Annotated in this window: 25 protein-coding genes, 1 tRNA gene, 1 other RNA gene and 1 riboswitch; of the genes, 3 read left to right on the top strand and 24 right to left on the bottom strand. The window is 31.6% G+C overall.

Translation table 11 applies throughout. The features are described 5' to 3' along the window. Positions 1 to 81: 81 nt before the first annotated feature. Genes C8269_RS01675 through dnaX form a run of 4 tightly spaced genes read right to left on the bottom strand, consistent with a single transcriptional unit; the run spans position 82 to position 3,649 of the window. Positions 82 to 1,068 (bottom strand): hypothetical protein, encoded by a 987-nt coding sequence (locus tag C8269_RS01675; RefSeq protein ID WP_106460121.1) that lies wholly within the window; start codon positions 1,066 to 1,068, stop codon positions 82 to 84. Then, positions 1,061 to 1,666 carry a recombination mediator RecR gene (gene recR, locus C8269_RS01670; protein ID WP_106460120.1) on the bottom strand — a complete coding sequence of 202 codons (606 nt, stop codon included), beginning with the start codon at positions 1,664 to 1,666 and terminating at the stop codon, positions 1,061 to 1,063. Before recR ends, C8269_RS01675 begins: the two co-directional genes overlap by 8 nt. Then, positions 1,666 to 2,001 carry a YbaB/EbfC family nucleoid-associated protein gene (locus tag C8269_RS01665; RefSeq protein WP_106460119.1) on the bottom strand — a complete coding sequence of 112 codons (336 nt, stop codon included), beginning with the start codon at positions 1,999 to 2,001 and terminating at the stop codon, positions 1,666 to 1,668. Before C8269_RS01665 ends, recR begins: the two co-directional genes overlap by 1 nt. Before the next feature lie 10 nt (positions 2,002 to 2,011). Next, positions 2,012 to 3,649, bottom strand: coding sequence for a DNA polymerase III subunit gamma/tau (gene dnaX / locus C8269_RS01660; protein WP_106461111.1), 1,638 nt, complete (start codon positions 3,647 to 3,649; stop codon positions 2,012 to 2,014). A gap of 106 nt (positions 3,650 to 3,755) precedes the next feature. Between dnaX and C8269_RS01655 the strand changes: the two genes are divergently transcribed. The 3 genes from C8269_RS01655 to cbpB all read left to right on the top strand — a co-directional run bounded on the left by C8269_RS01655 (position 3,756) and on the right by cbpB (position 4,680). Then, a tRNA-Ser gene (locus C8269_RS01655) sits at positions 3,756 to 3,846 on the top strand. After that, positions 3,846 to 4,112: signal recognition particle sRNA large type (gene ffs / locus C8269_RS01650), an RNA gene on the top strand. Before C8269_RS01655 ends, ffs begins: the two co-directional genes overlap by 1 nt. Before the next feature lie 97 nt (positions 4,113 to 4,209). Next, positions 4,210 to 4,680, top strand: a complete 471-nt coding sequence (cbpB, locus tag C8269_RS01645) for a cyclic-di-AMP-binding protein CbpB (protein WP_106460118.1) — start codon at positions 4,210 to 4,212, stop codon at positions 4,678 to 4,680. Positions 4,681 to 4,731: 51 nt separating this feature from the next. Here the strand turns inward: cbpB and C8269_RS01640 are convergent, their stop codons facing one another. The 20 genes from C8269_RS01640 to C8269_RS01545 all read right to left on the bottom strand — a co-directional run bounded on the left by C8269_RS01640 (position 4,732) and on the right by C8269_RS01545 (position 25,292). Next, on the bottom strand, positions 4,732 to 6,393 hold the full coding sequence (locus tag C8269_RS01640; protein ID WP_106460117.1) for a GlgB N-terminal domain-containing protein: 1,662 nt from the start codon (positions 6,391 to 6,393) through the stop codon (positions 4,732 to 4,734). A gap of 20 nt (positions 6,394 to 6,413) precedes the next feature. Then, a complete protein-coding gene (locus C8269_RS01635) occupies positions 6,414 to 7,124 on the bottom strand; it encodes a glucosaminidase domain-containing protein (protein ID WP_106460116.1) in 711 nt (236 codons plus the stop codon). Positions 7,125 to 7,184: 60 nt separating this feature from the next. After that, positions 7,185 to 7,757, bottom strand: coding sequence for an orotate phosphoribosyltransferase (pyrE, locus tag C8269_RS01630; protein WP_106460115.1), 573 nt, complete (start codon positions 7,755 to 7,757; stop codon positions 7,185 to 7,187). A gap of 9 nt (positions 7,758 to 7,766) precedes the next feature. Next, positions 7,767 to 8,666 carry a dihydroorotate dehydrogenase gene (locus C8269_RS01625; protein WP_106460114.1) on the bottom strand — a complete coding sequence of 300 codons (900 nt, stop codon included), beginning with the start codon at positions 8,664 to 8,666 and terminating at the stop codon, positions 7,767 to 7,769. Then, a complete protein-coding gene (locus tag C8269_RS01620; RefSeq protein ID WP_106460113.1) occupies positions 8,663 to 9,382 on the bottom strand; it encodes a dihydroorotate dehydrogenase electron transfer subunit in 720 nt (239 codons plus the stop codon). Before C8269_RS01620 ends, C8269_RS01625 begins: the two co-directional genes overlap by 4 nt. Then, positions 9,369 to 10,232, bottom strand: a complete 864-nt coding sequence (gene pyrF / locus C8269_RS01615; RefSeq protein WP_106460112.1) for an orotidine-5'-phosphate decarboxylase — start codon at positions 10,230 to 10,232, stop codon at positions 9,369 to 9,371. The genes C8269_RS01620 and pyrF overlap by 14 nt, the downstream gene beginning before the upstream one ends. Then, positions 10,219 to 11,409: a dihydroorotase gene (locus C8269_RS01610; protein ID WP_106460111.1), complete on the bottom strand. Its 1,191-nt coding sequence runs from the start codon at positions 11,407 to 11,409 to the stop codon at positions 10,219 to 10,221. Before C8269_RS01610 ends, pyrF begins: the two co-directional genes overlap by 14 nt. A 1-nt stretch (position 11,410) precedes the next feature. Further along, entirely contained in the window at positions 11,411 to 11,839 is a 429-nt protein-coding gene (locus tag C8269_RS01605; RefSeq protein WP_106460110.1) for an aspartate carbamoyltransferase regulatory subunit, read from the bottom strand. Further along, positions 11,832 to 12,758, bottom strand: a complete 927-nt coding sequence (pyrB, locus tag C8269_RS01600) for an aspartate carbamoyltransferase (protein ID WP_106460109.1) — start codon at positions 12,756 to 12,758, stop codon at positions 11,832 to 11,834. The genes C8269_RS01605 and pyrB overlap by 8 nt, the downstream gene beginning before the upstream one ends. Before the next feature lie 54 nt (positions 12,759 to 12,812). After that, the gene (locus tag C8269_RS01595; RefSeq protein ID WP_106460108.1) at positions 12,813 to 13,340 is read right to left on the bottom strand and encodes a class IV adenylate cyclase; all 528 of its coding nucleotides are present in this window, start codon (positions 13,338 to 13,340) and stop codon (positions 12,813 to 12,815) included. After that, positions 13,340 to 14,020: a metallophosphoesterase gene (locus tag C8269_RS01590; RefSeq protein ID WP_106460107.1), complete on the bottom strand. Its 681-nt coding sequence runs from the start codon at positions 14,018 to 14,020 to the stop codon at positions 13,340 to 13,342. Before C8269_RS01590 ends, C8269_RS01595 begins: the two co-directional genes overlap by 1 nt. Continuing rightward, complete coding sequence (locus C8269_RS01585; protein ID WP_106460106.1) at positions 14,017 to 15,873, bottom strand: ATP-binding protein; 1,857 nt, start codon at positions 15,871 to 15,873, stop codon at positions 14,017 to 14,019. The genes C8269_RS01590 and C8269_RS01585 overlap by 4 nt, the downstream gene beginning before the upstream one ends. After that, on the bottom strand, positions 15,866 to 16,876 hold the full coding sequence (locus C8269_RS01580) for a metallophosphoesterase family protein (RefSeq protein WP_106460105.1): 1,011 nt from the start codon (positions 16,874 to 16,876) through the stop codon (positions 15,866 to 15,868). The genes C8269_RS01585 and C8269_RS01580 overlap by 8 nt, the downstream gene beginning before the upstream one ends. After that, positions 16,873 to 17,442, bottom strand: a complete 570-nt coding sequence (locus tag C8269_RS01575) for a histidine phosphatase family protein (protein WP_106460104.1) — start codon at positions 17,440 to 17,442, stop codon at positions 16,873 to 16,875. The genes C8269_RS01580 and C8269_RS01575 overlap by 4 nt, the downstream gene beginning before the upstream one ends. 76 nt (positions 17,443 to 17,518) lie before the next feature. Continuing rightward, positions 17,519 to 20,815: an FtsX-like permease family protein gene (locus tag C8269_RS01570; protein ID WP_106460103.1), complete on the bottom strand. Its 3,297-nt coding sequence runs from the start codon at positions 20,813 to 20,815 to the stop codon at positions 17,519 to 17,521. A 1-nt stretch (position 20,816) separates the two neighbouring features. Then, positions 20,817 to 21,518 (bottom strand): ABC transporter ATP-binding protein, encoded by a 702-nt coding sequence (locus C8269_RS01565; RefSeq protein WP_106460102.1) that lies wholly within the window; start codon positions 21,516 to 21,518, stop codon positions 20,817 to 20,819. Positions 21,519 to 21,592: 74 nt separating this feature from the next. Beyond that, positions 21,593 to 22,366: an FAD-dependent thymidylate synthase gene (thyX, locus tag C8269_RS01560; RefSeq protein ID WP_106460101.1), complete on the bottom strand. Its 774-nt coding sequence runs from the start codon at positions 22,364 to 22,366 to the stop codon at positions 21,593 to 21,595. Between the two features lie 56 nt (positions 22,367 to 22,422). Further along, positions 22,423 to 23,619, bottom strand: coding sequence for a cation:proton antiporter (locus tag C8269_RS01555; protein ID WP_106460100.1), 1,197 nt, complete (start codon positions 23,617 to 23,619; stop codon positions 22,423 to 22,425). A gap of 43 nt (positions 23,620 to 23,662) precedes the next feature. After that, a riboswitch (Fluoride riboswitch) is annotated at positions 23,663 to 23,742 on the bottom strand. Positions 23,743 to 23,774: 32 nt separating this feature from the next. Next, positions 23,775 to 24,623 (bottom strand): hypothetical protein, encoded by an 849-nt coding sequence (locus C8269_RS01550; protein WP_106460099.1) that lies wholly within the window; start codon positions 24,621 to 24,623, stop codon positions 23,775 to 23,777. 27 nt (positions 24,624 to 24,650) lie between these two features. Further along, the gene (locus C8269_RS01545; RefSeq protein WP_106460098.1) at positions 24,651 to 25,292 is read right to left on the bottom strand and encodes a hypothetical protein; all 642 of its coding nucleotides are present in this window, start codon (positions 25,290 to 25,292) and stop codon (positions 24,651 to 24,653) included. Positions 25,293 to 25,354: the final 62 nt, after the last annotated feature.

The raw sequence follows: 25,354 nt of genomic DNA, 5'->3' as shown, positions 1-25,354 counted from the left end.
TATGGGAAAATCTTTCCAAGCACTATTTTAGGAATTTTCAAACTAAAAAACTGCTAAGGATGAGCTACATCCCTAGCAGTCTTAATTTAAGTAATAAATATCATCTGATGGTCTATTTCCAGAAAATATATTTTTATCAAGGCCCTCTAGCCTATCCATATATAACTGGAATACACCTTTCATTGTATCAGAAGTGATAAATACATTTTCCATTTTATTATAAATATCAATGGCATCAGCATTTGTAATATCATAATTGTCTATTATATTTTTTGATATAACTGTTGACTGGCTAATATTTTCTTGACTTTCCTTAAATTGTTTTAGAAAATTATCAAAGCTTTCTTTATTATCTTTTAGGAAATTATTATTTACAACAATGACCTCAGATAAATAATCTCCACTTGATTCAATATCTGAATTAGGTAAGAAAGATAAAATCTGTCTTAGATCGTAAAGATAATAATTCTTTTCTTCTATAGCCTTTGAATAATAGGGCTCAGATAAGAATGCAAAGACCTTGTCCATTTGTTTTAGATTGCTGAGTACCTCTTTCTGACTTAGGTAAGTTTCAACACTTACCTTCAAAAAAGTCTTCGCTAGACTAAGTTTTGACTCAACCATCTTATTCATTGACTCGTTCATATTTGGCATCATTATTGTAGAATTTTTAAGATCAGCAGGGCCATTTACCTGCCTATCACCTATAATATATATATCATTTAGTAAAGTAATTGCTGCAAGCTTTATTGAATGATCTGTTTTTTTGTATAAGTTTACAAGTTCATAAGCTGGTATGACAGCTACATCAAAGTCAAGTGTTTCTATTGATGAATAATCTTTGACTAGATCAATGGCATAGTCATTATTATCTTTCTTTGACAAGTCATCTAAAATTATTGATGCTGCAAAACTAGTGGTTTTTACGTCAATCTTGCTTGATACAGGTTTTTTTTCTACATTTATAATCTCTTTTTGTGTTTGCTCGTCTATCTTATCTTTTTTTAAACATGATGTTAATATTAGAAGAGGAATTATTAGTGCTATTATTTTTTTAAAGCTATTCACTTATATTTCTCCTATCTTCTAGAGCTCTTTCAAGGGTCAGTTGGTCAAAATATTCTAATTGTGAACCGACTGGAATTCCTTGTGCTATCTTACTTATCTTAATATCTCTACCTTTAAGTAAATTAGTGATAAAAAGGATAGTTGTCTCACCTTCTATTGTTGAAGAAATTGCAAGGATTATCTCTCTAATATCTTCATTATCAAGCCTTTCTAGGAGCTTATCTATGTTTAACTTATCTGGGCCTATATCATCTGATGGCGATATAAGTCCTCCTAAAACATGGTATTTTCCCCTATAGGCTCCGGATTTTTCAATTGCTATTAGGTTTCTTACATCTTCTACTATGCATAAGTATTCTTCATCTCTTGTAAAATCCTTGCAAATTGAGCACACATCATCTTCTGTTAAATTTCCGCAAATCTTGCAATGGTGAATCCTATTTTTAACTTCCATAAGGCTGTCTGAGAAGTCTTTTACACTTTTTATATCTTCATCGACTATACTCATGGCAAGTCTTTCCGCACTTTTTCTACCAATTGTGGGTAATTTTTGAAATTGCTCTATTAAGTTGTTTAATGATTCGGGTAGGATGGCCATTACATTAAACCAGGTATATTTATGCCACCTGTTAATCTGCCCATATTTTCTTCATTGAATTTATCCGCTTGGTTGTTTGCATCATTGATAGCAACCATGATTAAATCTTGAAGCATATCCACATCTTCTGGATCTACAACATCAGGATTAATTTTTATTGATGTAACTACTTTCTTGCCAGTCACTGTAGCTTCTACTACCCCGCCCCCTGCGCTTGCAGTAAATTCTTTTTCTTCTAATTCTTGTTGGGCTTTTTCCATTTCCTCTTGCATCTTCTTAACTTGTTTCATCATGTTATTCATATTTGGCATGCCGCCTCTAAAATTTCTTGCCATTATTTTCCTCCTATTTTATTATTAATTCATTATTAAATATATTTTGCAATTTCTCTATAGTTTTATCTTGATTTTTAGATTGTGTTTTTTCGCTAATATGTTCACTAACTACTTCAATATTAAAACTTATATCTTTTTCTAATAAATCTCTTAATTTTTCCTCAATCTCTTCTCTTTTGCTATCTAAAAAGAAAAAATAAAACTCGTCTTTAATATTAAGACTTAACTTTTCACCTATATACAAATAATTAAGACCTTCTTGATTAAATAAAGTATTTAGCATAGTCCCTGAACTTGCAACTATGATATCAATCAGAGCATTTTCCTGATCTTTAGAAAGCCTAATATATGATTTAGAATTAGATTTTTCTTCTGTTTTTTCATTAGTTATTGGAATATTTTCTTCATCTTTAGAATCTAGAGTAGGTTTTTCTATGCTAGATTCAATAGGTTTTATAACAGGTTTATAATTCTTTAATTTATTTTCTATTATATTATTTACCAAATCTATTATATTTGATTCTCTATTTCTTTCTAGTTTTGACACTCTGCTTTCTATATTATTAGTGTCTACTGTATCTATTAGCCTTAAAATAAGCACATCTAAGAGAATATCAGTATTAGATGAAAGTCTAAGTTTATTAGCATATTCGTTTAAGATATCTAAACTTGTTAAAATTCTTGATAGATCAATCTTATCAATCTTTTCCTGTATTAATTTAAGCCTTTCTTCATTTTCAAATATAGATTCATCTTCTGTAGTCTTTAGAATCATCATATCCCTATAGAAGTTTATTAGAGCTTCTAGAATATCAAGATTAGATTTTCCATCTTCTCTTATAAGTGTCAGAGTTTTTAAACTTGATTTTTGATCTTTTATGATAATTTCATTTATCAGCTTATCAATTTTTTTAAAATCTACAGACCCTAGAATGAATTCAACATCTTTTAGTTTAAATATTTTATTATTAAAAGATAAGACCTGGTCTAAGATGCTTAAAGCATCCCTCATAGCTCCTTTCGCCTTTCTTATAATTAAGTCGATGGCCTCATTTTCCATTTCTATATCTTTATCTTTTAAAATAATATTTATCTGTTCTTTTATTTTTACAGAATCAATCTTGTTAAATTCAAACTTTTGTACCCTCGACAAAATTGTTTTTGGAATCTTATCAATTTCTGTAGTAGCAAGAATAAAAACTAAATGTTTTGGTGGCTCTTCCATAATTTTAAGAAGGGCATTAAAAGCCTCTCTGGTAATCATATGGGCCTCATCTATTATGTAGACTTTATACTTTAGTTTAGAAGGTGGATAAATCACATTATCTTTTAGATTTCTAATATCATCTATTCTTCTATTACTAGCAGCATCCATTTCTACTACATCGAGTGTTGATTCATCTTCTATAGCCTTACAATTTTCGCATTCTAGGCAGGGAGAACCATCTTTGGGATGAAGGCAATTTATGGCCTTTGCAAAGATTTTGGCTGCTGAAGTTTTTCCGCAACCCCTTTCTCCAGCAAAAAGATAAGCGTGAGAAAAGTTATTGTTTATTAGCTGATTTTTTAAAACATTTACGACTTTATCTTGACCAAGAACTTCATCGAAGGTCTTTGGTCTATATTGTCTATATAAAGCTTTTGCCATACCTTTCCTTTCTATCTTATTTATTATACCATAGATTCTTATATTTATGGTAATATTTTCACTTTGCAATGTAGGATCTTTGGGGTATAGTAAGTTATTGTAGTATGGAGAGCTGTCCGAGTGGTTGAAGGAGCACGATTGGAAATCGTGTATACAGTTTATTTGTATCATGGGTTCAAATCCCATGCTCTCCGCCATGCACTAGACGGGGAACTAGCGGTGCCTTGTAACCTGCAATCCGCTACAGCAGGGTTTAATTCCTAGTGGAGGGCTTTTAGCAGATTAAAAGACTAATATATGCGGTGTTGATTGATAGATCTTACGCAACAGGAGACTGCGAACCATGTCAGGAGGGGAACCTAGCAGCATTAAGCAGCCACTTCTGTGTGCCGTAAGGCAACCTATCATGAGTCGGATATATTTGACACTATATTATGTTAATTGTTCGATGCTAGGTGTGCTTACATATACTTCAGACTAAAACTTTTTGATTGGTCTGAAGTTTTTTTATTTGCATAAAAAGTGATATAATAATTATATAAGAAACTAAGGAGGGAAAATTGATAGGAAAAAATTTTGAAAAGCTATTTAATAGACCTACGCCTAACTTAATGATAGATTCATCCCTTGTAGCAGTAGTTAATCAAGAAGATACTTTGCTTCATGCTGTTCTTGTTTTATCTAACTCAGGTTACCAAATAATACCGGTTGTAGATGATGATAACTGCGTAAGGGGTCTTATTTCAATATCAAATATAGTAACTAGTTTTGATAACTTATCTCTTTTTGATGAAGATAAACTTAATAAACTTAGGGTAAGTCAAGTTATGAATCAAAAGGTACCAATTGTTTTTGATAATTATAAGCTTGAAGATGTAATCTCGCTTTTAATAGATAATAACTTTGTATGTGTGACCCTTAAAAATGGATATTTTTTAGGAATTATATCTAGAAAAACTGTACTCGAGAGATTTACTCAAGTTGCTCATAATATAGAAAGAGAATATGAATTAGTTGAAAGAAAGTTATAAAAATAAACTCCAAATCTCTATATAAATAAAAGAGATTTGGAGTTTTTGAATTTATTTAATTTTGAAAATTGCAGAGTTATAAGGAGCTAACCTGATATCCTCTCCTCTTTTTATAAGCCCATTTGTATTGCCATCTCCCATATATTTTAAATCATCAGTATTTATCAATTCTTCTAAATCATATGGAGCATTAATCTTATATTCAATATCTGTAAAGTTTGTTATGACTAGTAATATTTCATTCTTATAAGTTCTCTCAAAGGCATATAAGCTGTAACCTTCTATATCTAATATATTAACATCTGAATCTGTATTACTTAAAGATTTATTATTTATAAATAATTGTGTTAAATCCTTATAAAAATCATTGAATTTGATTTGGTATTGGTCAAATTTTTCATAAGTAAATTCATCATATATTGAAAAAGTATCAAAATCTGCTAATTCATCCCCCATAAAGATAGTCTTGGTGGATTTTAAGCTGTATAAGAAGGTTAAAAGAGTATTTAGCTGTTCAAATTTTCTATCATGAGAATACATCTTCATTGCAAGACTAGCTTCATTTACAATGCTATCTACATATGAAAAACCATGGATAATCTTATAAGTATCATTTGCTATCAAAGCTCTAACATAAGCTTGAAAATTTGCTCGATTTATAGGCTCTGTTTTAAATAATTCAATCATATTTTTAAATCTACTATCAAAAATATAATCAAAACTTAAATCTAAACCATCATAACTTCCATTAATTCCACCTATTGAAAAGGACTTATTTGCTTTAATTAAATCATTTATTTGGTTAATAAGGTCTAACCACTCTTGATTTATTCCCCTATTCCTGTCCCCTTGCCAAAAAATCATATTTTCAGCTGATGGGAAGAAAATTCCGTCAATATTTAGTACCTTAGTATAATATTCAACTAAAGATAAAATATAAGATCTTACCAATTCTTTTGTAGGGTCAAAATTTATAGCTCCAAAATAATTATATTTGATATTATCATAATCATAGTTGTATGAGTTTGTTCCATCAAATCTATCTAGATAAAGAAAGTCTGGATCAAACTCAGCTATATCAAGCTCAACAATTATTCCGATTTTTTCTTTGTGTAATTTATCTACAAATTCTTTAAAGTCTTTTAAATCTCCATATCTGGAAGAAAATGCAAAATGCCCTATAGAAGAATATCCCATTTGCTTATAATTTTTATATTCACTTATTGGCATAAGCTGAACATGAGAAAAATTATTTTCTTTGGCATGTTTAACTATTTGATCATAGATTTTGGATTTGTCCTTGTTAGATCTGAACATAGCTCCTAGATGAATTTGGTATATATTTTTAGCTTCATTTTTAGATTTCTTATATTTAAATTTATAGCCTTCATCAAGAATAAAGGATGTACCCTCATCTAGATTGATTTTTTTGGAATAAGGATCTAGTTTTTTGTAAGAATTACCATCCTTATCAATAATTTCATATTCATATTCATCAAGATTTTTAGCATTTTCAATTGTTACAGAAAAGACTCCCGTGCTATATTTACGCATAGGAGTCTTCTCCCACTTATTGAAGTCTCCAGCAATATAAGCTTCTTTTGCATTCGGTGCTAGAAGTCTAAAAATATAATCATTTGATTTTCTCTTATGAGCTCCAAAAAATTCATATCCATCCGTAGATATTCCATTTAAATAATCTCTAGTATTCATTATTATTCCTTTCTTAATAATCAGTCATAAGCTTCATAAGCTTTAATCATAGCCTGGGCTACTTCTATCATCATCCAATCTACCTTTTTAGACCAATCTTTGTCAGTTGCATAAAGTGTACCAATTCCAGAGGTAGAAACACCATTATAAAACTTACCTTCTTTATTGAGGTATTCGTTTTTTAAATGTTTTGCTACTGTATCAATAGATGCTCTCTCATTTTCAAAGTCTGTAGCTTGATTGTATGGATCATAATCATAGGCATTGAATCCAAAAAGATTTTTCTTATTCTTGTAAAGCTCACTTGTACCATTTCCAGTTTCATGCTTAGCCATGGCCATAAGTAGTATTGGATTTATTTCTACATCTTCACTTACTTCTTTAAAATCCTTGCCTAAGGATTTTAGGTTTGTACCTGCAAGGCCCCACTCTAATTCTTCGGCTGTAAAATTAGTAGGATTTAAGAGATAGAAATAATTTTTTTCTGATATTTTTGCTGATCCCTTGTCTCTAAATTCTTCAAGGTCTTTTTTTAATTTATTAAATCTTATATCTCTCATATCTTTTAGATTGTAAGTTTCTGCTGAAATTTGCCTAAGACCATCAAGCAGAGAATCTTTTGTAGGCTTTTTAGCCTTATCAGCATAAGAAATTTTTGCAAAATTTATAAAGGATATGACTATTGCCATTAAAAATATAAAACTATTAAATATACTCTTTTTATATATCATAAGTCTCCTTTAATATATCATTATAATAAAATTATATCCTTAATGACCTAATTATCAAGATTAGAACTTTCTTGAGCCTGGTTTTACAGCTGGTATATCCTTTAAATTTTCTGGAATATTATCAGGATCCCATGCATTTACTTCAATTTTTGTAGCTGATATTAAGGCAAGTCCATTTATTTCATCCTTATTTGACCTATTTACAATGGATGTTAGAGCTACTACTTCTCCCCCACACTTGTTTATTACATCTACGGTTTCAAAAGAAGACTTACCTGTAGTTATTACATCCTCCACGATGATTACTTTTTGGCCTTTTTTGATGTCAAAACCACGTCTAAGAGTCATCACGTTGTTTTCTCTTTCTGTAAATATAGCATCTACCCCTAGTGCTCTAGCTAGTTCATAGGCTATAATTATTCCGCCCATAGCTGGACCTACACATAAGTCTACATTAATTCCAGCTTCTTTTATTTTTCCTGCAATTATTTCAGCCACTTCTTGACAATAAACAGGATTTTGTATAAGTTTTGCACATTGAACATATTTATCAGAGTGCTTACCGCTTGATAAAATAAAATGTCCTTCTAAAAGTGCATCAGATTTTTTTAATAATTCTACTGTTCTATCCATAATTTACTCCTATAATATTCCTATAATCTCATTTATATCAGATATTTTATTATCTTCAAGATATTTTTCTAAACCATCTACTATATCAATCATTGTTTCAAGTCTTTTAAAATTAGCTGTTCCCACTTGGATGGCCTTGGCTCCGACCATCAAAAATTCAAGAGCATCTTCTACATTCATTATTCCACCCATGGCGATAACAGGAAGTTTTACAGCATTTACTACTTCATAAGTCATCCTTAGGGCTATTGGTTTAATTGCAGGACCTGATAGGCCTGCTGTTTTGTTATTAAAAACAAATTTTTTCCTTTTTATGTCAACAGCCATTGCATTAAAGGTATTTACTAAGGATATGCTGTCAGCTCCCTCACCTTCAGCAATTTTTGCAAATTCACCTATGCTTGTTACATTTGGTGATAATTTTACAATTAGAGGCTTTTTTGTAGCCTTTCTTACCTGTTTTATGACTTCTTTTGCTTTGTGAGGATCTGTTCCAAAGGCCATGCCACCTTCTTTTAGGTTGGGGCATGAGATATTAAGCTCAATCATATCGACATCGCTATCTTCTAATTTGCTTGCCCCAATTCTATAATCATCATAAGAATGGCCTCCAAGATTAGCAATTACAACAGGTTGGTATTTTCTCATAAAAATAAGTTCATTTTCTATAAAATGATCTACACCTGGATTTTGAAGGCCTATGGAATTCATAATTCCGGCAGGTGTTTCATATATTCTTATGCCAGGATTGCCTGGATTTTTCTTAAGAGTTAGGCCTTTAGAAGATATGCCGCCAAGCTTATTTATATCTATGTAATTAGAAAATTCTTCTCCAAAACCAAAGGTACCACTTGCTGCTATTACAGGATTTTTAAAGTCTACTCCAGCTATATTTACTTTTAAACTCATCCATATATCCTTTCTGCATCAAATACTGGCCCATCTTTACAAACTCTTACAAATGCTCCCTCACTGTTTTCTACTGTACAGCCTAAGCAGGCCCCAATCCCACAGGCCATATGAGCTTCCATTGATATTTCGACTTTAGCCTTGGTATTTTGATCCCAAAGGGCCTTGAGCATTGGATTTGGACCACAAGCATAAATCATGTCATATTCATCTAAATCTATCTTTTCTAAGATAAACTTTTTTTCATCCCTTTCAGAACTTGTTACTATTTTATTTACAAAAGGTTTAAAATTTTCTACAAAATATGGGTCATCGGCAAAACCTGCATAAAAATCTGCTTTAGTATCAAGATTTTTAGCAAGTTCCAATAGTGGCGCAATACCAATTCCACCAGCTACTATGGCGATTTTCTTTTCACTACTTAAAGAAAATCCATTTCCCAGTGGGCCTAGAACTGATACATCATCACCCTTTTTTAGTCGGCCTATAAGCTTAGTTGCCTTACCTACGACTTGGCATAGGAAAACCAACCTATCTTCCCTTTGGTCGCATATGCCAAAGGGTCTGGCAAGAATAGGGTCATCTCTAAAAGAATCTGCCCTTAACATAAAAAATTGGCCAGGCTTACCCTTAAGATTTACATCTAGGCTAATTTGTAAAATACCTGGTGCAATCTCAATATTTTCAATAACTTTGCATGGTCTATATGTTTGCATTTTTAGATATTTCCTTATAAGTTTCTATTGTTTTTTCTCTGGCGTATTTGCCTACATTTGTTTTGCCATCATCATAATTCATCCAGTTTTTAAGGATGGCACGTGATGAATTTACAACTCCTGCATTTAAATCATTTAGAAGTTTATATACATTCATAGAATCAGCTGCTTGGGCTCCAAAACCAGGGATCAAAAAGAACATATTTTTATATCTTTCTCTGATTTTTTCTACCTCTTGGCTATGGGTAGCACCTACTACAAGGCCTACAGGTCCGTAGCCATTTTCTCCTATATATTTGTCATTAATTTCTTTTAGCCTATCGCCAATTGTATAAAATAGTTCCTCACCATTTACATCTAGGACTTCAAAGTCATTGGCTCCTGGATTTGAAGTTCTAAGTAAAACAAAAACTCCCTTTTTGCCGGATGCTAAATATTTTTCGTAAGGCTCAATTGAATCCATACCCATATATGGATTTAAGGTTATAAAGTCAACCTCAAAGTCTCCTTCAAAGTGAGCTTTAGCATACATTGTTGCAGAGGCTGCTATGTCTGATCTTTTAACATCCCCTATGCTAAGCAAATCATTATCCCTTAGGTAATCAAGGGTATTTTTATAAGCTAGCATGCCTTCTAAGCCATATGATTCATAATAAGCAATTTGAAGCTTATAGATAGCACACACATCCTTTGTAGAATCTATAATTTCCTTATTATAGGCAAACAAGGCATCAGATGTTGATTTTCCTTCCTTAATCACATCAGGTATATAATCAAGAGATGTGTCAAGTCCTACGCAAACAAAGCCTAATTTGTCGATTCTTTCATATAGTTTATCAATTATGTTCATATTTTAAAATACCCTTTCTGTAGACTTTTTGAATTTGTCCATATAGTTTTTTATCAATCATAAGTGAATTTTTAGATTTTGACCTAATATCCTCTTCTTTATAAATATAGGATTTATCAAGATCAATTAGATTAAAATCAGCAAGATAGCCTGGGTCTAATTTTCCTTTTTTAATACCCAAAATTTCTGATGGCCTTGTGGACATAATTTTTATCAGTTGGTTTAGGGAAATAAGACCAGATTTTACCAAAACTTCATAGCAAGTTGAAAAGGATGTTTCTATTCCTATAAAGCCTGGGGCTCCATTTTCCTTTTCTTCTTTAGAATGAGGAGCATGGTCTGTCGCGATTGCATCTACATAACCTTCTTTAATCATTTCTAATAAAAACAACCTATCCTCTTCCCTTCTGATTGGAGGATTAACCTTCATTTCATCCCTAGCTTTTTCACTAAAGTATAAGTGGTGGGGTGTTACTTCGCAGGTGATTTTAGCTCCTAGGTCCTTGAAATATTTTATAGCAGTCATTGCACCCTTTGTTGATACATGAGAGAAATGAACTGGCATATCTAGCTTATAGGAATAATAGCAATCCCTAAGAGTCATAGCATCTTCAGCAACTTCATAATCTATAGCTGATACGCCTGCCACTTCTTCATGAAGGGTCATGTTTACTCCAAGCTCTCTTGCCTTAAGCATGGCCTTATACATAACTTCCCCATCATCAACCCCATGGCCATCATCAGAGATAAATTTAACTGATTCAGGCATGGTATCGAGATGATCTAGACTTATCCCATCAAAATTTTTGGTGATAGTATAAACTTGGTCAACACCGATTAAATCAAGTTCTTCTGCTCTTTTTATTATATCTTCATAGACTTCTCTTGATGATACAGTAGGCTTGGTGTTACCCATAAGGAGGACATTTGTCACTCCTCCTTTTAGGGCAGCAAGAGAGCCTGTTTTTAGGTCTTCTTTGTAGGTAAAACCTGGGTCTCTAAAGTGTACGTGAAGGTCTGTAAATGATGGTATAAGGGCTAGGTTTTGGCAGTCAATTATCTCATCAGCCTCATCCCTGGAAAATTCTTCTACGATTACCCCATCTTCCACAAAAATTTCTTTACGTGTAATCTTTACATCATCAAATCCATAAAAATTTATAAAAATTTGCTTCATTTTATTCTTCCACATCGTAAATGTGTCCACAGAAGGCACATTTATATGTTTTTTCTTCTCTATTTATCAAAATAAACTCACTAGACACTTCTCTTTCGCTAGTTGATACACATTTTGGATTCTGGCATGTTAAGATATCAACAGCCTTTTCAGGAAGTTTGAGCTCTAGTTTTTCAACTACTTTTTCATCCTTAATGATATTAACTGTAGCTGTAGGATCAATTATTGAAACAGCATCTAAGTTTATTTTGATATTATTTGCAATCTTTAAAATATCTTTTTTGCCAAATCTGGTTGAGCTTGCATTTAATATTATTGCTATTTCGCTATCTAGGTCTTCTAAATCTAATAGTTCGTAAATTTTCATACCTAGACCTGCTCTTATATGGTCTATTACGATTCCGTCTTTTATACTAGTAATCTCAAGCATTGTTTGCCTCCAAAAGTTTTATAATTAGTGCCATTCTTACATACATACCAAATTTAACTTGTTTAAAATATACTGCTCTTGGGTCCCTATCTACTTCTTTTGCAATTTCATTAACCCTTGGTAGTGGGTGAAGGACTATCATATCTTCTCTTGCTTGGCTCATTTTTTCCTTATTTAAAAGATATGAGTCCTTAAGCCTTGTATATTGGGCATCTGAATAGAATCTTTCCTTCTGAATCCTTGTCATGTATAAGATGTCAATCTTATCGATTACAGCATCAAGCGATCTGACTTCTTCATATTCATTGTTTTCATCAAAAACTTCTTCTTTTACATATTGAGGAAGTTTTAATTCATCAGGTGATATAAGGATGAATTTATTATTTGAAAATAGGTTTAAGACCTTGATAAGTGAGTGAACAGTCCTGCCATATTTAAGGTCACCGCATATACCTATTACATGGTTATCAAGACTTTCCTTGTAATTTGAAATTGTTAGAATGTCTGTAAGGGTTTGAGTTGGATGTTGGTGGCCCCCATCACCTGCATTTATTATTGGACAATCAGCAGCAAGACTAGCAAGATATGCTGCACCTTCTTGAGGGTGGCGTATGGCTATTATATCTGCATATTGGCTTACAGTTCTAACTGTATCTTGTAAACTTTCTCCCTTAGTTGTTGAAGAATTGCTAGAGTCTGAAAAACCTATTACAGAACCACCTAATCTTAGCATAGCTGATTCAAATGATAGTCTTGTCCTTGTTGAAGGCTCAAAAAAAAGAGTCCCCAATATCTTCCCATCTGCATAATGAGAAAAATCGGTAGGACTCTTATAAATATCATTTCCTAGTTCTATAATTTCAAGCAAATCTTCTTTTGACAAATCGTGCGAATTTAATAAATTTTTTATAGAAATCATATTCATCTCCTTGGATTTTTTAAAATTATACCAGGAAATTTTTATCTGTCAAAATTATAACTCGCTTATTAGATCAGAAATTGATTTTGTAGTGACCTTATCCCTATCAATGCCTAAATCATCGAGTATTTCATCGATTTTTGATTGGTTAGTAAATTCAATCTCTAGATATGGATGAGGATAGGTTGCCTTATCCCAAGTGTCAATATCAAATCTTTGACCCTTATATCTATAGGATATTCTTTGCTTTTGGCCCTTATATTTTATCTTCACGCCAATCCTATCTAGGATTTGGGTCATCATAGTTACAGAATCAATTCTTGTTGTAAATTCGTTGTTAATCCTTACATCTTCGGAATCTTTCATCTCTTTGAAGGTAAGCTCAATTGATTCTCTCTTTCCTTCAATATAAGTTTCCCTTATCCTAAGATAGCCTGTGTCAAAGTCTTCAGAATTTTTTGGAGCAAAAGTGTAATTTACTTGTTTTTCTTCAACAATCTTTTCCGCCCCTAATTCAATTAGTTCTTGTTCAAGTTTTTCTGGTATTATATCTAATACCTTTATTTCTATTTCTCTTTGCATTATTTAATCCTCACTGGCTTAAAATCTATGTAATCGCCCGAAGCACACACAAGATTAATGCCATCTATATTCCCTTCTCTTATAAGTCTATGACCACTTCCATGGAGGTGTCCATAGATAATTGTATCAGTATTGTAATTTTTTGCCAAATCAAAAAATTCATTAAGACTTCCATCGCCATTTATTGGTGGGTAATGAAAGTTAATGATTAACTTTTTATCTTGTCTGGAAGATTCTATGGAATTTTGAAGCCTTAATAATTCTCTAGCAAATATCTTCTCATCATGGTCATCAAAATCTCTAGAATCTCTTGATATCCAGCCCCTAGTACCACATATTATATAGTCTTCTATTTCAAAGGAATTGTTTTGCAAAAATTCGATAGTTGAAAAACCAAGCTGGTTGAGCTTATTTAAGGAAGACCACCAATAATCGTGGTTGCCCTTCATTAAAATTTTCCTTCCAGGAAGCTTTTCTAATTTTTCAAGGTCAATTTTTGCATGATCAATATCCATTGCCCAAGAAATATCGCCAGGAATTAAGACTGTATCTCCATCTTTTATTAGCTTATTCCAATTATTAAAAATTTTCTCTTGATAATTTTTCCAAGCATCGCCAAAGACTTCCATAGATTTTTCTTCTGTGTAGTCTAGATGCAAGTCTGCGATAGCATATATCATCTATCCTCCAAATTTATTAGTTTTACTTCAATATTTTCATTTAAGAAAAATTCTTCCTCTCTCCTATGGCAGGTAAAATAGACTATTTGCTTATCCCTTGCCATGTCAAGAAGAACGAATAAAAATCTGATCAATCTTTCAATGTCATAATTAATAAAGGCATCATCAAATATCATAAAAACTTGTCCAAAGCTCTCGTTGACTAGGTTAAGCTTTAGGGCAAGATTTAATTGGTCAAAAAAGCCCTGAGATAATTGATTTAGATCAAAAGAATTAAAATTTTTATCTCTAATATCAATATTTAGGTCAGAATCATAGGAAACCTTAAAATTATTCCTGCTAATGCTTGTAATTAAAGAATTAATTTTTCTATTTAATTTTGCCATATCATTTTTATTTTCATCAGCTATAGCTAAAATAGTAGTTTTGGCAAGGTCGATTGCTTCTTTTTCTCTTACAATTTCTTGAAATTTTTCCTCTAAATATTTTAGCTCATCCTTATAATCAACTTCTTTTCTTAGCTTATCATCTATTAATAAAAGTTCTTTCTCCCTAGCGTTAAGAAATATTTTTAAGTTTTTAATTTCTTTATCTAAGCTATCAATCTCTTCCTGAGCTTTTATATTGTCGTAAGATTCAAAATCAAAATCGTATTCTAAGTCATTATCTAGAGCTGTTAGGTCTTGTTTTTTTATAATTGATACAACTTCTTCTATTTTTTCTTTTTCTTCTAATAAGGACTTGTATTTTAAAAATCTCATCCTTAGCCTATTATACTCAGCTAAGTTATTTACTCCAAGTCGTATAAAATCAGGCTCGACCTTCTCTTTTCTATCCTTAAATAAGAAAAATAAAGTAGGAATTATAAGCAAAAGCAAATAGAGGTTTTTTGTAAAAATACTAAGACCGATTATTAATAATAGGAGAATATAAAATACATAGATATACCTAATAGAGACTTGGTCTTTTTGATAAATTTCTATGTCTTCAAAATCCTCGCTCCTGTAGGATTTTAGATCTTCATATTTTTTTAGGTCTTGATCAAGTTCATATAACTTATCTGCCCATTTTTTATAGTCCTTGTAGTTTTGGTCAGACCTTAGTGAATTGAATATTTCATTCTCATCTTTTAAATTTTTATATTTTACTTCAAGCTTTTGAAGTTTTTCCCTATTTATGTCTAAACTTTGAAATTCTTTTCTAAATTTTGCCTTAAGACTTCCTATTTCATTTAAGGACCCTTTAATCTCTGCGATTTTTTCTTTGATTTTGTAATAGGGCTTGGTGTAGGCCCTTTCTGTGCCAAGGTCTGCTTGCTTTTTATCTAGGATTTCTATAGCGCTTTTAATAGAAAAATTATAGTCAATATCCTTGCTTGCTAGCTTTTCTATTACTTTTTTCTTGCTATCAGCAGATGTAACTTGCATCTGGTAGGAAGATATAAAATTTTTATAGAGATCATAATCCAAATTTAAGAAATATTTGCCAGGATAAGCTAGGTCACTGGCTTTAGTATCAAGCTCTAATCCTTTGCTAAGGTTATAAATCTTGTAGGCACCACTATCAAAATCCCTATCAAGTCTGAAATTCTCCCCATCCTTATAAATAATTAAGCTACCAGCATAGATATAGGCTTCTTTGGGCCTATATATTTCTCTTTTTGATGAAAAACTAATTCTCTGCTTGCCCTCATCGAAACCATAAAACATCCCCTCAATGAAATTTTTAATAGTAGACTTACCCGACTCATTTAGGCCATAAATAAGATTAAATTCCTTATCTAATGTAATTTTCTTATTTATAAATTTACCAAAGGCCTTTATATTTAATTCCTTTATATATAAGTCAGTCATTTTGGCTCCTAAATAAGGCTTCTAAGCCTAGGTCTAAGGCTCTATTAGATATTTCATCATCTTTGCCCTCAAATTTCTCTAAAAATTTTGAAAGAATTGAATTAGGATAAAGACTTGCAAGTTTTTTATAATCAATTTGCTCATTTATTTTTAAATCTATATCGTAAGCATTAACATTTTTTCTAAAAGAATTTAGAGAGATGTTCTTGTCTGTCCTTAGTCTTAAAAAATTTATCTTATCTTCTAACTTAGAATTAATATAATCAACCAAGTCATCTTGATTATTAAAATCACTTGGGTCTATATTTAAATCATAAAATTTCATTAGCGATGAATCTACATAAGAAACCTTTCCCTCATCATATTTAATATAACCAAAGTCATAAAGGTCGCTATAATCCATAGGCTCGATTGCTCCTGAGTAATAAATATTATCATAAAGCTTATCTCTCTTGTGAATGTGACCTAAGGCTACATAGTCAAAGCCAAGATTTTTAAGCTTTCCTATATCTAAATTTAAGTATGATGAGTTTTTATTATAGGCATCCCCGTGGACAAGTAAAATATTAAAATATGAATCTTCTAAATCTATATCATAAGGAAAATCCTTATTATAAATCCTATCCACGTATGAAAGTCCATAAACTCTTATATTATCGATCTCAAAATAAGAAAGATCATCGTCCCAAAAAATGTGTAAATTATCTGGTTTATTTTTTAGATAAAGATAATTATCCCTTCCTATATAATCGTGATTTCCTGCAACATAAAAGACATCTTTTTTAAAAGCACCAATTTTTTCAAATAGGTCTTTGTAATCATTTAGGGTAAAATAATCCCTCTCGTAAAGGTCTCCGGCAATTAAAATAAAATCAGCATCTTGGTTCTCTTCTAAGATTTTATAAAAAGATTCTTTATTTTTCTTTCTGATGAGAGAAGATAGGTCTGATTTAAAATTTAAATTATCTGCCAGATGAACATCTGCTAGATGGATAAATTTCATATTAGGTTGACACTTTCTATAAGTCTTTTGCCATCTTCAATCTTATAAACTGTAAGTGATCCATTATCTATCCAAAATGATGGCCAATTATCAAGATCTTTTAATATCCAAAATAGTGATGATCTTATGGCAATCCCGTGGCTTATTATTAAGATTGTCTTATCTTCCTTGGATTTTTCTTCAAGAAAATCTCCTACTCTTTTTATTACATCAAGCCTTGATTCTCCATTTGGATATTTTAGGCCAAAATAGTCTGACTTTTCCTTTATAAAAAATTCCTTTTCATTTTCTCTTACATCAACAAGGCTTCTGCCCTTAAAGTCGCCAAAGTTCATCTCATTTAGGCGGCCATCGCTCTTATAATCTTTATAGCCCAGGTAGTCCGCAGTTTCTTTTGCCCTATAAAGGTTTGATGTGTAAACTTCATCTATTTGATAATTTTTAAGTAATTCTTTTGTCCTATCTAATATGTATAGGCCACTTTGTTCTAATTTTGTCTCATCAATAGAGTAGACCATCTTCATATTAGCTTCTGTTAATCCGTGTCTTACTAAAATAATTTTCATAATTCACCTCCCTATAATTATAGCAAAGATTCAAATTTTATCTAGGAATAAAAAGAAAAAAGACGGAAAATCCGCCTTATTCTCCACTGCTCATGGCCTCAGCCATGTCGATATTTTTAAGTTTATTGTGTACATATATAAGCATAATCATTGATAGGATAAGGGTTATGGCCGCACTTACTATGAAGCTTATAGGGTGAAGCTTATAGGAAAGCATAATATCTCTTGGAGCAACCAGGTCAATTATATACCTAAACATTAGATAACCTAACAAATATCCACCTCCTATGCCTATAAGGCTTAGGATAAATATTTCCCTATAAATATAGGCTGTAACTTCTTTTGGATAAAAGCCTAGAACTTTTATGGTTGCAAGCTCTCTTTTCCTCTCGCTTACATTTATATCGGTTATATTATATAAAACGACACTTGCAAGCACTGATGAAACTAGGGTTATTACAACTATTACTAAGTTTAAATTAGCAAGCAAGGCATCCATTGATTCATAGGCTCTGCTTGTATTTATTACTGCAAGAATATCGTCAATATCTTCTAATTTCTGGGTAATTTTATCGGGATCACCCTTTATATAATCTGCATTTACGCTTAGTTTATTAGAGGTCAAATCTTCATAATAGTCCTTGGAAATATATAGATAATCTCCTACATAATTTTCTGTAATTGCTCCTATCTCAATTTCTATTAATTTCTTATCAACTTCTACCTTTATCTTGTCATTTTCCTTCAATTTAAGCTTTTTGCTAGCATTTTTTGTAATTACAGCCTTAGCTTCTTTTAAATTTATAGGATTACTTTTATTTTTTCTTAAAGATACGAAATCATTAAACCTAGCTATATCCTTAGGTATTATAATTGATAGGTCAAGGTCTGTACCAGTTCTATTTAGACTTGCACTTTCATTTCTAATCTCAAGCCTCTTATCTTTTTCTATCAAATCATCGAAAGCTTTCCTATCTGACTTTTGATCTAGGATTGCTATTGACTGGTAGTGAAAGAGTTCATTTTGTTGAATAGCTGATGTATCCTTTAAGGAATCAATCATTGCAAAGCCGAAAAATATTAGGGCTGTGCAGCCTGCTACTCCAAAGAGGGTCATAAACATCCTTGACTTATACCTAAATAGGTTTCTAGCTGTGATTTTTTGCATAAAGGATAGGCTTTTCCAAATTGGCCTTATCTTTTCTAAAAGGATTTTAGATCCTTTTTCCGGTGCCTTTGCCTGAAGTAGTCTTGCTGGGGACTCATTTACAGTTTCCTTAGAGGTGAAAAATACTGTTAAGGCTACTAAACTTGCTGAAAGAATTACAGACCCTATAATCAAAAGAAGCGATGATGTGAAGCTCATATTTATTATAGAAAAACCTGTTGAATATGCCTTAAATATTATCCCCGCTATCAGATACCTTGCCAAAATCCCACCTATTATTGACCCTATCAAAGTAGGTATCAAACCATAAATATAGAATCTCCTGGCTATTAATTTATTTGAATAGCCCAAGGATTTTAGACTACCATTTATTAGCCTTTGCTCCTCTATATATCTTTTCATGGTTGTAAGGGTAACAAGCATGGCTACCATGTAGAAAAATACAGGAAATACTAGGGATAATTTGTCCATATTTAGGGAGTTTTGATAATAAGTATCTATACCCTCGTTATCAAAGATTGTACTCACCTTATATTCAGGATCTGTAAGCTTTAGAAGGGTTTCCTTTTGATCTTTTATCTTTTCTTCGCCTTCTTCTATATCATCTAAGGACTCTGCTTTTTTATCTTCAAATTCCTTAAGACCCTTTTCATAATCAGCTTTTGATTTTATAAGGTCCTTATAGGCTTTTTCTAATTCATTTGCGCCCTTTACCCTATTTTTTTCAAGCTCATCTAGGCCCTGATAATATGATGTCCATCCTCTGTTGATTTCTGTTTGCTTACTATTTACTGTTTTTTGAGCCTGGTCAAGTTTTGCTGCTCCTGATTTTTTCTCTTCTTCAAACTTAGCTTTTCCTTGGTTGTAAGTAGCAAGGGACCTATTCAATTCAGCTTCCTTTTTCTTGATTTCTTCAAGGCCAGCTAGTAGGGGTGCCTTTTGCTTAGCTATTTCTTCTTCAAAATCATCAGAATTAGCCAGGCCTAATGTATCAAGTCCTAATTCAGTCTGATTTTCATTAGAATCTGGTAATTGACCATTAACTTGTAAAGATTCCTTAAAAGAAGCATCTATCTGACTTAGACCATTTTCTATTTCTTGCCTTTTGCTTGAAATTTCATCTTGGCCTGCCTTAATCTGTTGATAAGATTCATTTAACTTTTCTTCATTTATTTTAATCTCTTCATCATATTTATTTCTTGAATTTTCTAATTCAAGCTTGGCCTTATCAAGCTCTGCTTGACCTGTAATTAAGTCATTTCTTGCCTTAGTTAGCTTAGACTTAGCATTTTCAATTTCTCTATGATACTTTGCTTTTTCTGTCTCGTATTTACTAAATCCATCATCAATTTTTATCTTAGCATCTTTTAAATCTTTTTCTGTATCAGATATTTTTTCTCTAGCATCAGATAAGTCGCCCTCGGCCTTATTTATCTTATCATTAGCTTCAGTTTTTATCTTCTCTAATACTTCCTTTGGTCTAGAGAGGATGGCCTTATCTATCGTATCCTTCTTATCTTTTACAATTTTCTTGTATTCATTACTTGTTTTATTTAATTCTTCAGTAGTTTTATAAGAAATATTTACTTCATCAAATTCTTCTTTTTCAAAATTTTCTTCTGAAATAAAGGCAAGGCCAGCTATCTCTTTTTTGCCTACTGGAGATATTTCTTTCATATCTTCAAGAAATCTCTGACTGGTATTAAAAAATCCAACAACTTTATATTTTGTATTTTTAAGCTTATTAGTATCCTTCTGCTTGTCATTTATATAGGAAAAATCTACATAGTCGCCAATCTTATAAGTAGATTTTAAGGCCTTATCTAGAATTATTTCGTTCTTTGCCTTTAACTTTTGACCATCGACCATATCTATTTTTTCAAAATTCTTATCAAAAGATTTTATTCTTATAATATTATCCTGATTTTCTAAGTCTATAATTTTTATAAAGGAAATATCTTTGATATCATCATCATTTTCTAAAAGAATCTGATCTTCATAATCCATTGGATAGGTTGACCTTACTATTATATCAGGGTGTTTATAGATATTAAGTGACTCGTCAAGGCTTTTTCTCATAGATGGGCCTGTTAGGTTTAGTCCTACAATTATCATCGTTGCAAGACCAACCATGACTCCAATTGAAAATACCTTTCCTAGGGTTGTTTTCATATCCCTTATTATATTTTTATAAAAAGTATTCATCTTACCACTCCAGTTCTCCAACTGGTCTTGGGTTTTCATTGCTATATGCTTTCAGGATTTTCCCATCTTTTAGTTCTATTACCTCATCAGCCATTGGCTTAATAAGGGAATTGTGGGTTATTATTATAACTGTTGCTCCAAGCCTTCTTGAAGCATCTTGTAAGAGTTTTAGAATGTTTTTTCCCGTTTTATAATCAAGAGCACCTGTAGGCTCATCGCATAATAAAAGCTTAGGATTTTTGGCTAAAGCCCTTGCAATTGCAACTCTTTGCTGCTCACCTCCAGATAATTGTGACGGGAAATTTTCATACCTTGAATTAAGACCTACCTCATCTAAGACCTCTTCTGCCACTAGGGAATCTTTTGATAATTCGCTAGCTAATTCAACATTTTCAAGGGCTGTGAGATTTGGTATAAGATTATAATGTTGGAATACAAAACCAACGTCATCACGCCTATAGGTGGTAAGGTCTTTATCATTTAATTTTGATAGGTTTTTACCATCAATTAATATATCTCCGGAACTTGCTTGCTCCATTCCGCCTATTATATTTAGTAGAGTAGTCTTACCAGCACCTGATGCCCCAACAATTATAAGAAGTTTCCCTTCATCAAGGTCAAAACTTATATTGTCGTTAGCAACTATCTCGCTGGTACCAGACTTGTATTTTTTGCTCACATTTTTTAAACTTATATAAGACATAATTATTCCTTCCTGTCTATATCATATATGTATTTATACCCATTTTTAGCAAATATAAAAGAGCCATGTGGCCCTTAAATATTTTTATATTTTTCTCTAACTTCATTGATTTTCCCGCAAGTCATCTTACCTTCTGGACAAGGTCCTCCAATGCATGATGGACCTGCATTGGCAAAGATATTTGGATAAATCCCTTTGACAAGCTTAATCATCTGATCAGAAAGCTCTCGTATCTCCCACTGTGCCCTGTTACATGACCTTAAGGAGAAAAAATGAAGAAGGGTTCTAGCATTCATTGTAAAGACAATTTTAGTCTCGCAAGCATTTGGAAATACATACCTTGCATCTTCTATAGCCTTCTTGCTAGCTTGTCTTTTTGCTGTCTTTTCATCCAGTCCTTCTGATATAAAATCTTTAAAATGCTTATCAAATAAGATATCTGTAAGCTTATCATAGGCTTTTTGATCTTCTTCCATAGCCTTTATATAAATTTCAGTTGCTTCAGGGTTTTCCTTTATGTGGGGTGGGATTATGTATTCAAAACCATCTAATTTGACATATCTTTGAGATTGCTGAGAATAGGAAGCAAGCCTATGGCGGACGAGTTGGTGGGTTAAAGTCCTAGATACTCCCTCAACTGCAAAGGTAAAGGAAATATGCTCAATTGGAGACATATGACCCATGCTTGCAAGCATCTTTACATATTTGGCGATAGCTTCTTCATCTTGCTTTTTAGAAATTTCATCCACCCCAACTGGAGAATAGCAAAGCTTACCAGCCTGAGCTATTGTCTCTTCTCCATTTGGTGTATAATTTAATAATTTAACTTTTAACTTAGCTTCTGTCATAAAATACCTTTCTTTTCTAATCTAATTCTATTATACCATTTTAAAAACTCAGTATTTTATCCTCTAACTAAAAGTTTTTTGTAGGATTTATCTATCAAGATTGCTCCAAGTGGTGCTGTAATTAAAATCCCAAGCACTGCTACAGATAAAATTGCAAGACCAGATGATAAGCCATTAGCAAGGGCAACTGAACCGATAGCAGCTTGGACAGTAGCCTTTGGCATATAAGAAAAAATAGTAAATAACTTTTCTTTCTTATTAAGATCAGAAAATCCTACAGCAATAAAGACTCCAATAGCCCTAATTATTAGGCCTAAAAATATTAAAATTATCCCATAAAATCCAACTTCAGTCATATATTTTATATCAACCTCAGCGCCAACTAGGACAAATAATAGCACTTCTGCAAATATCCACAACTTAGCAAATTTATCTGAAAGTCTACTAACTAGGGCATCCTTGGCCTTTATTTTATAGGAGCTAGCCATAGCAATAACTGCAAGTAGTCCAGAAATTGGAACAAGATTTTTTAATAAGCCTTCCATACTTACGAGCAAAAATGAGATACCCAAAATAATAATGACCTTAGTAGAATTTCTGATGTAGGCTCCTTTTTTAAATTTCATTTCAAAGAAATAATAAAGCAAAAAACCCATTAAAATTCCGACTCCTATGCCAAGTATTATTGAAATAGGTACCTTTATAAGAGATCCAGCTGAAAAACTTCCACCCTTAGCCATAGATAAAAATGATGAAAAAAGAACAAGGACAAAGACATCATCACAAGATGCTCCAGCAAGGATCATCTGAGGGATAGATTTATCTTTACCATAGCCCTCATCAATCAACTTAACCATCCTAGGTACGACTATGGCAGGAGAAACAGCTCCCATCACAGCCCCCATAAGGAGTCCATCAATAAGATTCAAGCCTAAAACCATAGGTGCAAATATTGCGTAGGCCAATATTTCAAATGATGCTGGCAAAAATGACAAAAGAACTGCAGATGTACCAACCCTCTTAAGGTCAGAAATATCTAGTGAAAGGCCCGCCTTAAGCAAGATAACAATAAGGGCAATTGTCCTTAAATCTGATGAAATTGCTAATGTATTAGGGTCAATCAAGTTTAAAAGCTCTGGCCCAAGGATAATTCCAGTTAAAAGCATACCAATAATGGCAGGCAAGCCTATTTTCTTAAAAATACTAGCAAGACTCATTCCCACTAGTAGGATAAGTCCTAAAGATAAAATCATAATACCTCCTTAATTTCCTAACAAAAAAAGCTGACACCCCTACAATCAAGTAGAAGTCATCAGCTTTCGCGTTTTAGATTCTTTAGATTATAATCACGGGAGAACTTCATTCCCTAAAATAATTATATGCAAATTTAACTTAAAATCAAATATTTTTAATCAGTAAGTTTAAAAGTTTTGCCTAAGTCATCTGACTTATAAAAATTTATATTTCCATTAACATCTTCACACCTAAGTAAAATAAGACCATCCTCAGAAATTTCCCCGCTAATTTCAGGATTAGTATCTGGAATTTCCGAAATAAAATTTAATTTATTATCTATAACTTCAATGAAAAACCACCTTGACCTCGCTCCTGCCCTATCTACTTCAATAAGGCCATAAGCTGAATTTGCTATTAATTTTGCATCTCTTAGGCTAAAATCTTTTAAAATTTCTTTTTCACTTAGTTCAGACCCGGACCTGTCATATGCTAATGATTTTTGGCCTTTGATAATTTGCTTGTCCTTATCAAAATAGATTTCAAACTTATCTTTTACTTGATCATTTGAAATATTACTGATATCCTTAAAAATTTTCTTTGATTCTTCAAAATTAAGCTTATCCATTGTGATTATTTTTTTCCTATAAATTTCATAATCATCATCAAGCCAGCCTTCATTCAGGATATAATATTTTTCTCCTTGATAAGAAAAAGGCTCATTGTCCTTAAAAGCAAAAATACTCATTATTAGTATAAAGTATACCGACAAAAGCATTATGCCAATCAAAACTAAACTTATAAATAGCTTTAAATAAAAATTTATTTTAAGATTAGTGAATTTATATATAGAAAAAATCTGATAAGCAAAAAATCCAAGCCATGATAAAATCAAAATTAGATTATTAACTATAGGAATAAAATCAAGCTTAGCACATAATACAAAGATACAATATATAAGAGGAAATGATAATGCATAGAAAACTATTTGCAGTAATATTTTTTTATTTATTATTTTATTCATAATTATCATATCCCTACTATCAATTTACTAAAAACTCAATCTTTTATTGATGCTGAATAAAACTGTAGAAACAAATAAATATAAGATTCCTGCAACAATATTTAAGTTCATTCTGTATATAAAAATCAAAATAAGTAAGATTATATTTACAAGCAAAGAAGGTATCATAGTTTTTAAATTTTTCATTCCAACTTCTATATCTTTATTAATATTTCTTATATTTCCTGATTTATAATTGGGAATCATGTTATGACTAAAAATTAAAATTATATTTTCGCTAGCTAGTATATATATGATAAATTTAAAAACTAATTTAAAGTTAAAATCACTATAACTTGTCAAGGCAAATTTATCTCCTACAACCACTAAAAAATATAATATCAAAATAAAAACCGCAAGAAATAAAAGGGTAAAAATATTTTTACTAAGTATGTAATCAAATCTTTTATTTCTATTGTCTAAATTTTTAAATTCTTTATAAAAAAGACCATCTGTTGTAATATATCTAAAAATTGAACTTGTGAGAACTCCAATTCCCAGACAGAATATCCATTTAGGCATCATTAAAAATGTAAAAATAAATAAAAATACCAAGCCAAATATAAACCAAAAAAGGTCATGACTACCATCTTCTATAAAAAATTTCCTAACTGTGTTTTTAAAAACCATATTACCCTTTCGAATTCTACAGATTAACCTAATATAATTAATACTTTTTAAAATATGTAGAA

The organism is Anaerococcus sp. Marseille-P3915 (assembly GCF_900258475.1).
Lineage (GTDB): Bacteria > Bacillota > Clostridia > Tissierellales > Peptoniphilaceae > Anaerococcus > Anaerococcus kampingae.
Note: the sequence above shows the minus strand (reverse complement) of the source record. Positions and strands in the feature narration are given on the sequence as shown.

Excerpts from the sequence above, each read along its gene's own strand:
- recR (WP_106460120.1), bottom strand. The coding sequence starts at position 1,666 with ATGGCCATCCTACCCGAATCATTAAACAACTTAATAGAGCAATTTCAA.
- C8269_RS01665 (WP_106460119.1), bottom strand. The coding sequence starts at position 2,001 with ATGGCAAGAAATTTTAGAGGCGGCATGCCAAATATGAATAACATGATG.
- dnaX (WP_106461111.1), bottom strand. The coding sequence starts at position 3,649 with ATGGCAAAAGCTTTATATAGACAATATAGACCAAAGACCTTCGATGAA.
- C8269_RS01640 (WP_106460117.1), bottom strand. The coding sequence starts at position 6,393 with ATGAATACTAGAGATTATTTAAATGGAATATCTACGGATGGATATGAA.
- C8269_RS01635 (WP_106460116.1), bottom strand. The coding sequence starts at position 7,124 with ATGATATATAAAAAGAGTATATTTAATAGTTTTATATTTTTAATGGCA.
- pyrE (WP_106460115.1), bottom strand. The coding sequence starts at position 7,757 with ATGGATAGAACAGTAGAATTATTAAAAAAATCTGATGCACTTTTAGAA.
- C8269_RS01625 (WP_106460114.1), bottom strand. The coding sequence starts at position 8,666 with ATGAGTTTAAAAGTAAATATAGCTGGAGTAGACTTTAAAAATCCTGTA.
- C8269_RS01620 (WP_106460113.1), bottom strand. The coding sequence starts at position 9,382 with ATGCAAACATATAGACCATGCAAAGTTATTGAAAATATTGAGATTGCA.
- pyrF (WP_106460112.1), bottom strand. The coding sequence starts at position 10,232 with ATGAACATAATTGATAAACTATATGAAAGAATCGACAAATTAGGCTTT.
- C8269_RS01610 (WP_106460111.1), bottom strand. The coding sequence starts at position 11,409 with ATGAAGCAAATTTTTATAAATTTTTATGGATTTGATGATGTAAAGATT.
- C8269_RS01605 (WP_106460110.1), bottom strand. The coding sequence starts at position 11,839 with ATGCTTGAGATTACTAGTATAAAAGACGGAATCGTAATAGACCATATA.
- pyrB (WP_106460109.1), bottom strand. The coding sequence starts at position 12,758 with ATGATTTCTATAAAAAATTTATTAAATTCGCACGATTTGTCAAAAGAA.
- C8269_RS01595 (WP_106460108.1), bottom strand. The coding sequence starts at position 13,340 with ATGCAAAGAGAAATAGAAATAAAGGTATTAGATATAATACCAGAAAAA.
- C8269_RS01590 (WP_106460107.1), bottom strand. The coding sequence starts at position 14,020 with ATGATATATGCTATCGCAGACTTGCATCTAGACTACACAGAAGAAAAA.
- C8269_RS01585 (WP_106460106.1), bottom strand. The coding sequence starts at position 15,873 with ATGACTGACTTATATATAAAGGAATTAAATATAAAGGCCTTTGGTAAA.
- C8269_RS01580 (WP_106460105.1), bottom strand. The coding sequence starts at position 16,876 with ATGAAATTTATCCATCTAGCAGATGTTCATCTGGCAGATAATTTAAAT.
- C8269_RS01575 (WP_106460104.1), bottom strand. The coding sequence starts at position 17,442 with ATGAAAATTATTTTAGTAAGACACGGATTAACAGAAGCTAATATGAAG.
- C8269_RS01570 (WP_106460103.1), bottom strand. The coding sequence starts at position 20,815 with ATGAATACTTTTTATAAAAATATAATAAGGGATATGAAAACAACCCTA.
- C8269_RS01565 (WP_106460102.1), bottom strand. The coding sequence starts at position 21,518 with ATGTCTTATATAAGTTTAAAAAATGTGAGCAAAAAATACAAGTCTGGT.
- thyX (WP_106460101.1), bottom strand. The coding sequence starts at position 22,366 with ATGACAGAAGCTAAGTTAAAAGTTAAATTATTAAATTATACACCAAAT.
- C8269_RS01555 (WP_106460100.1), bottom strand. The coding sequence starts at position 23,619 with ATGATTTTATCTTTAGGACTTATCCTACTAGTGGGAATGAGTCTTGCT.
- C8269_RS01550 (WP_106460099.1), bottom strand. The coding sequence starts at position 24,623 with ATGAATAAAATAATAAATAAAAAAATATTACTGCAAATAGTTTTCTAT.
- C8269_RS01545 (WP_106460098.1), bottom strand. The coding sequence starts at position 25,292 with ATGGTTTTTAAAAACACAGTTAGGAAATTTTTTATAGAAGATGGTAGT.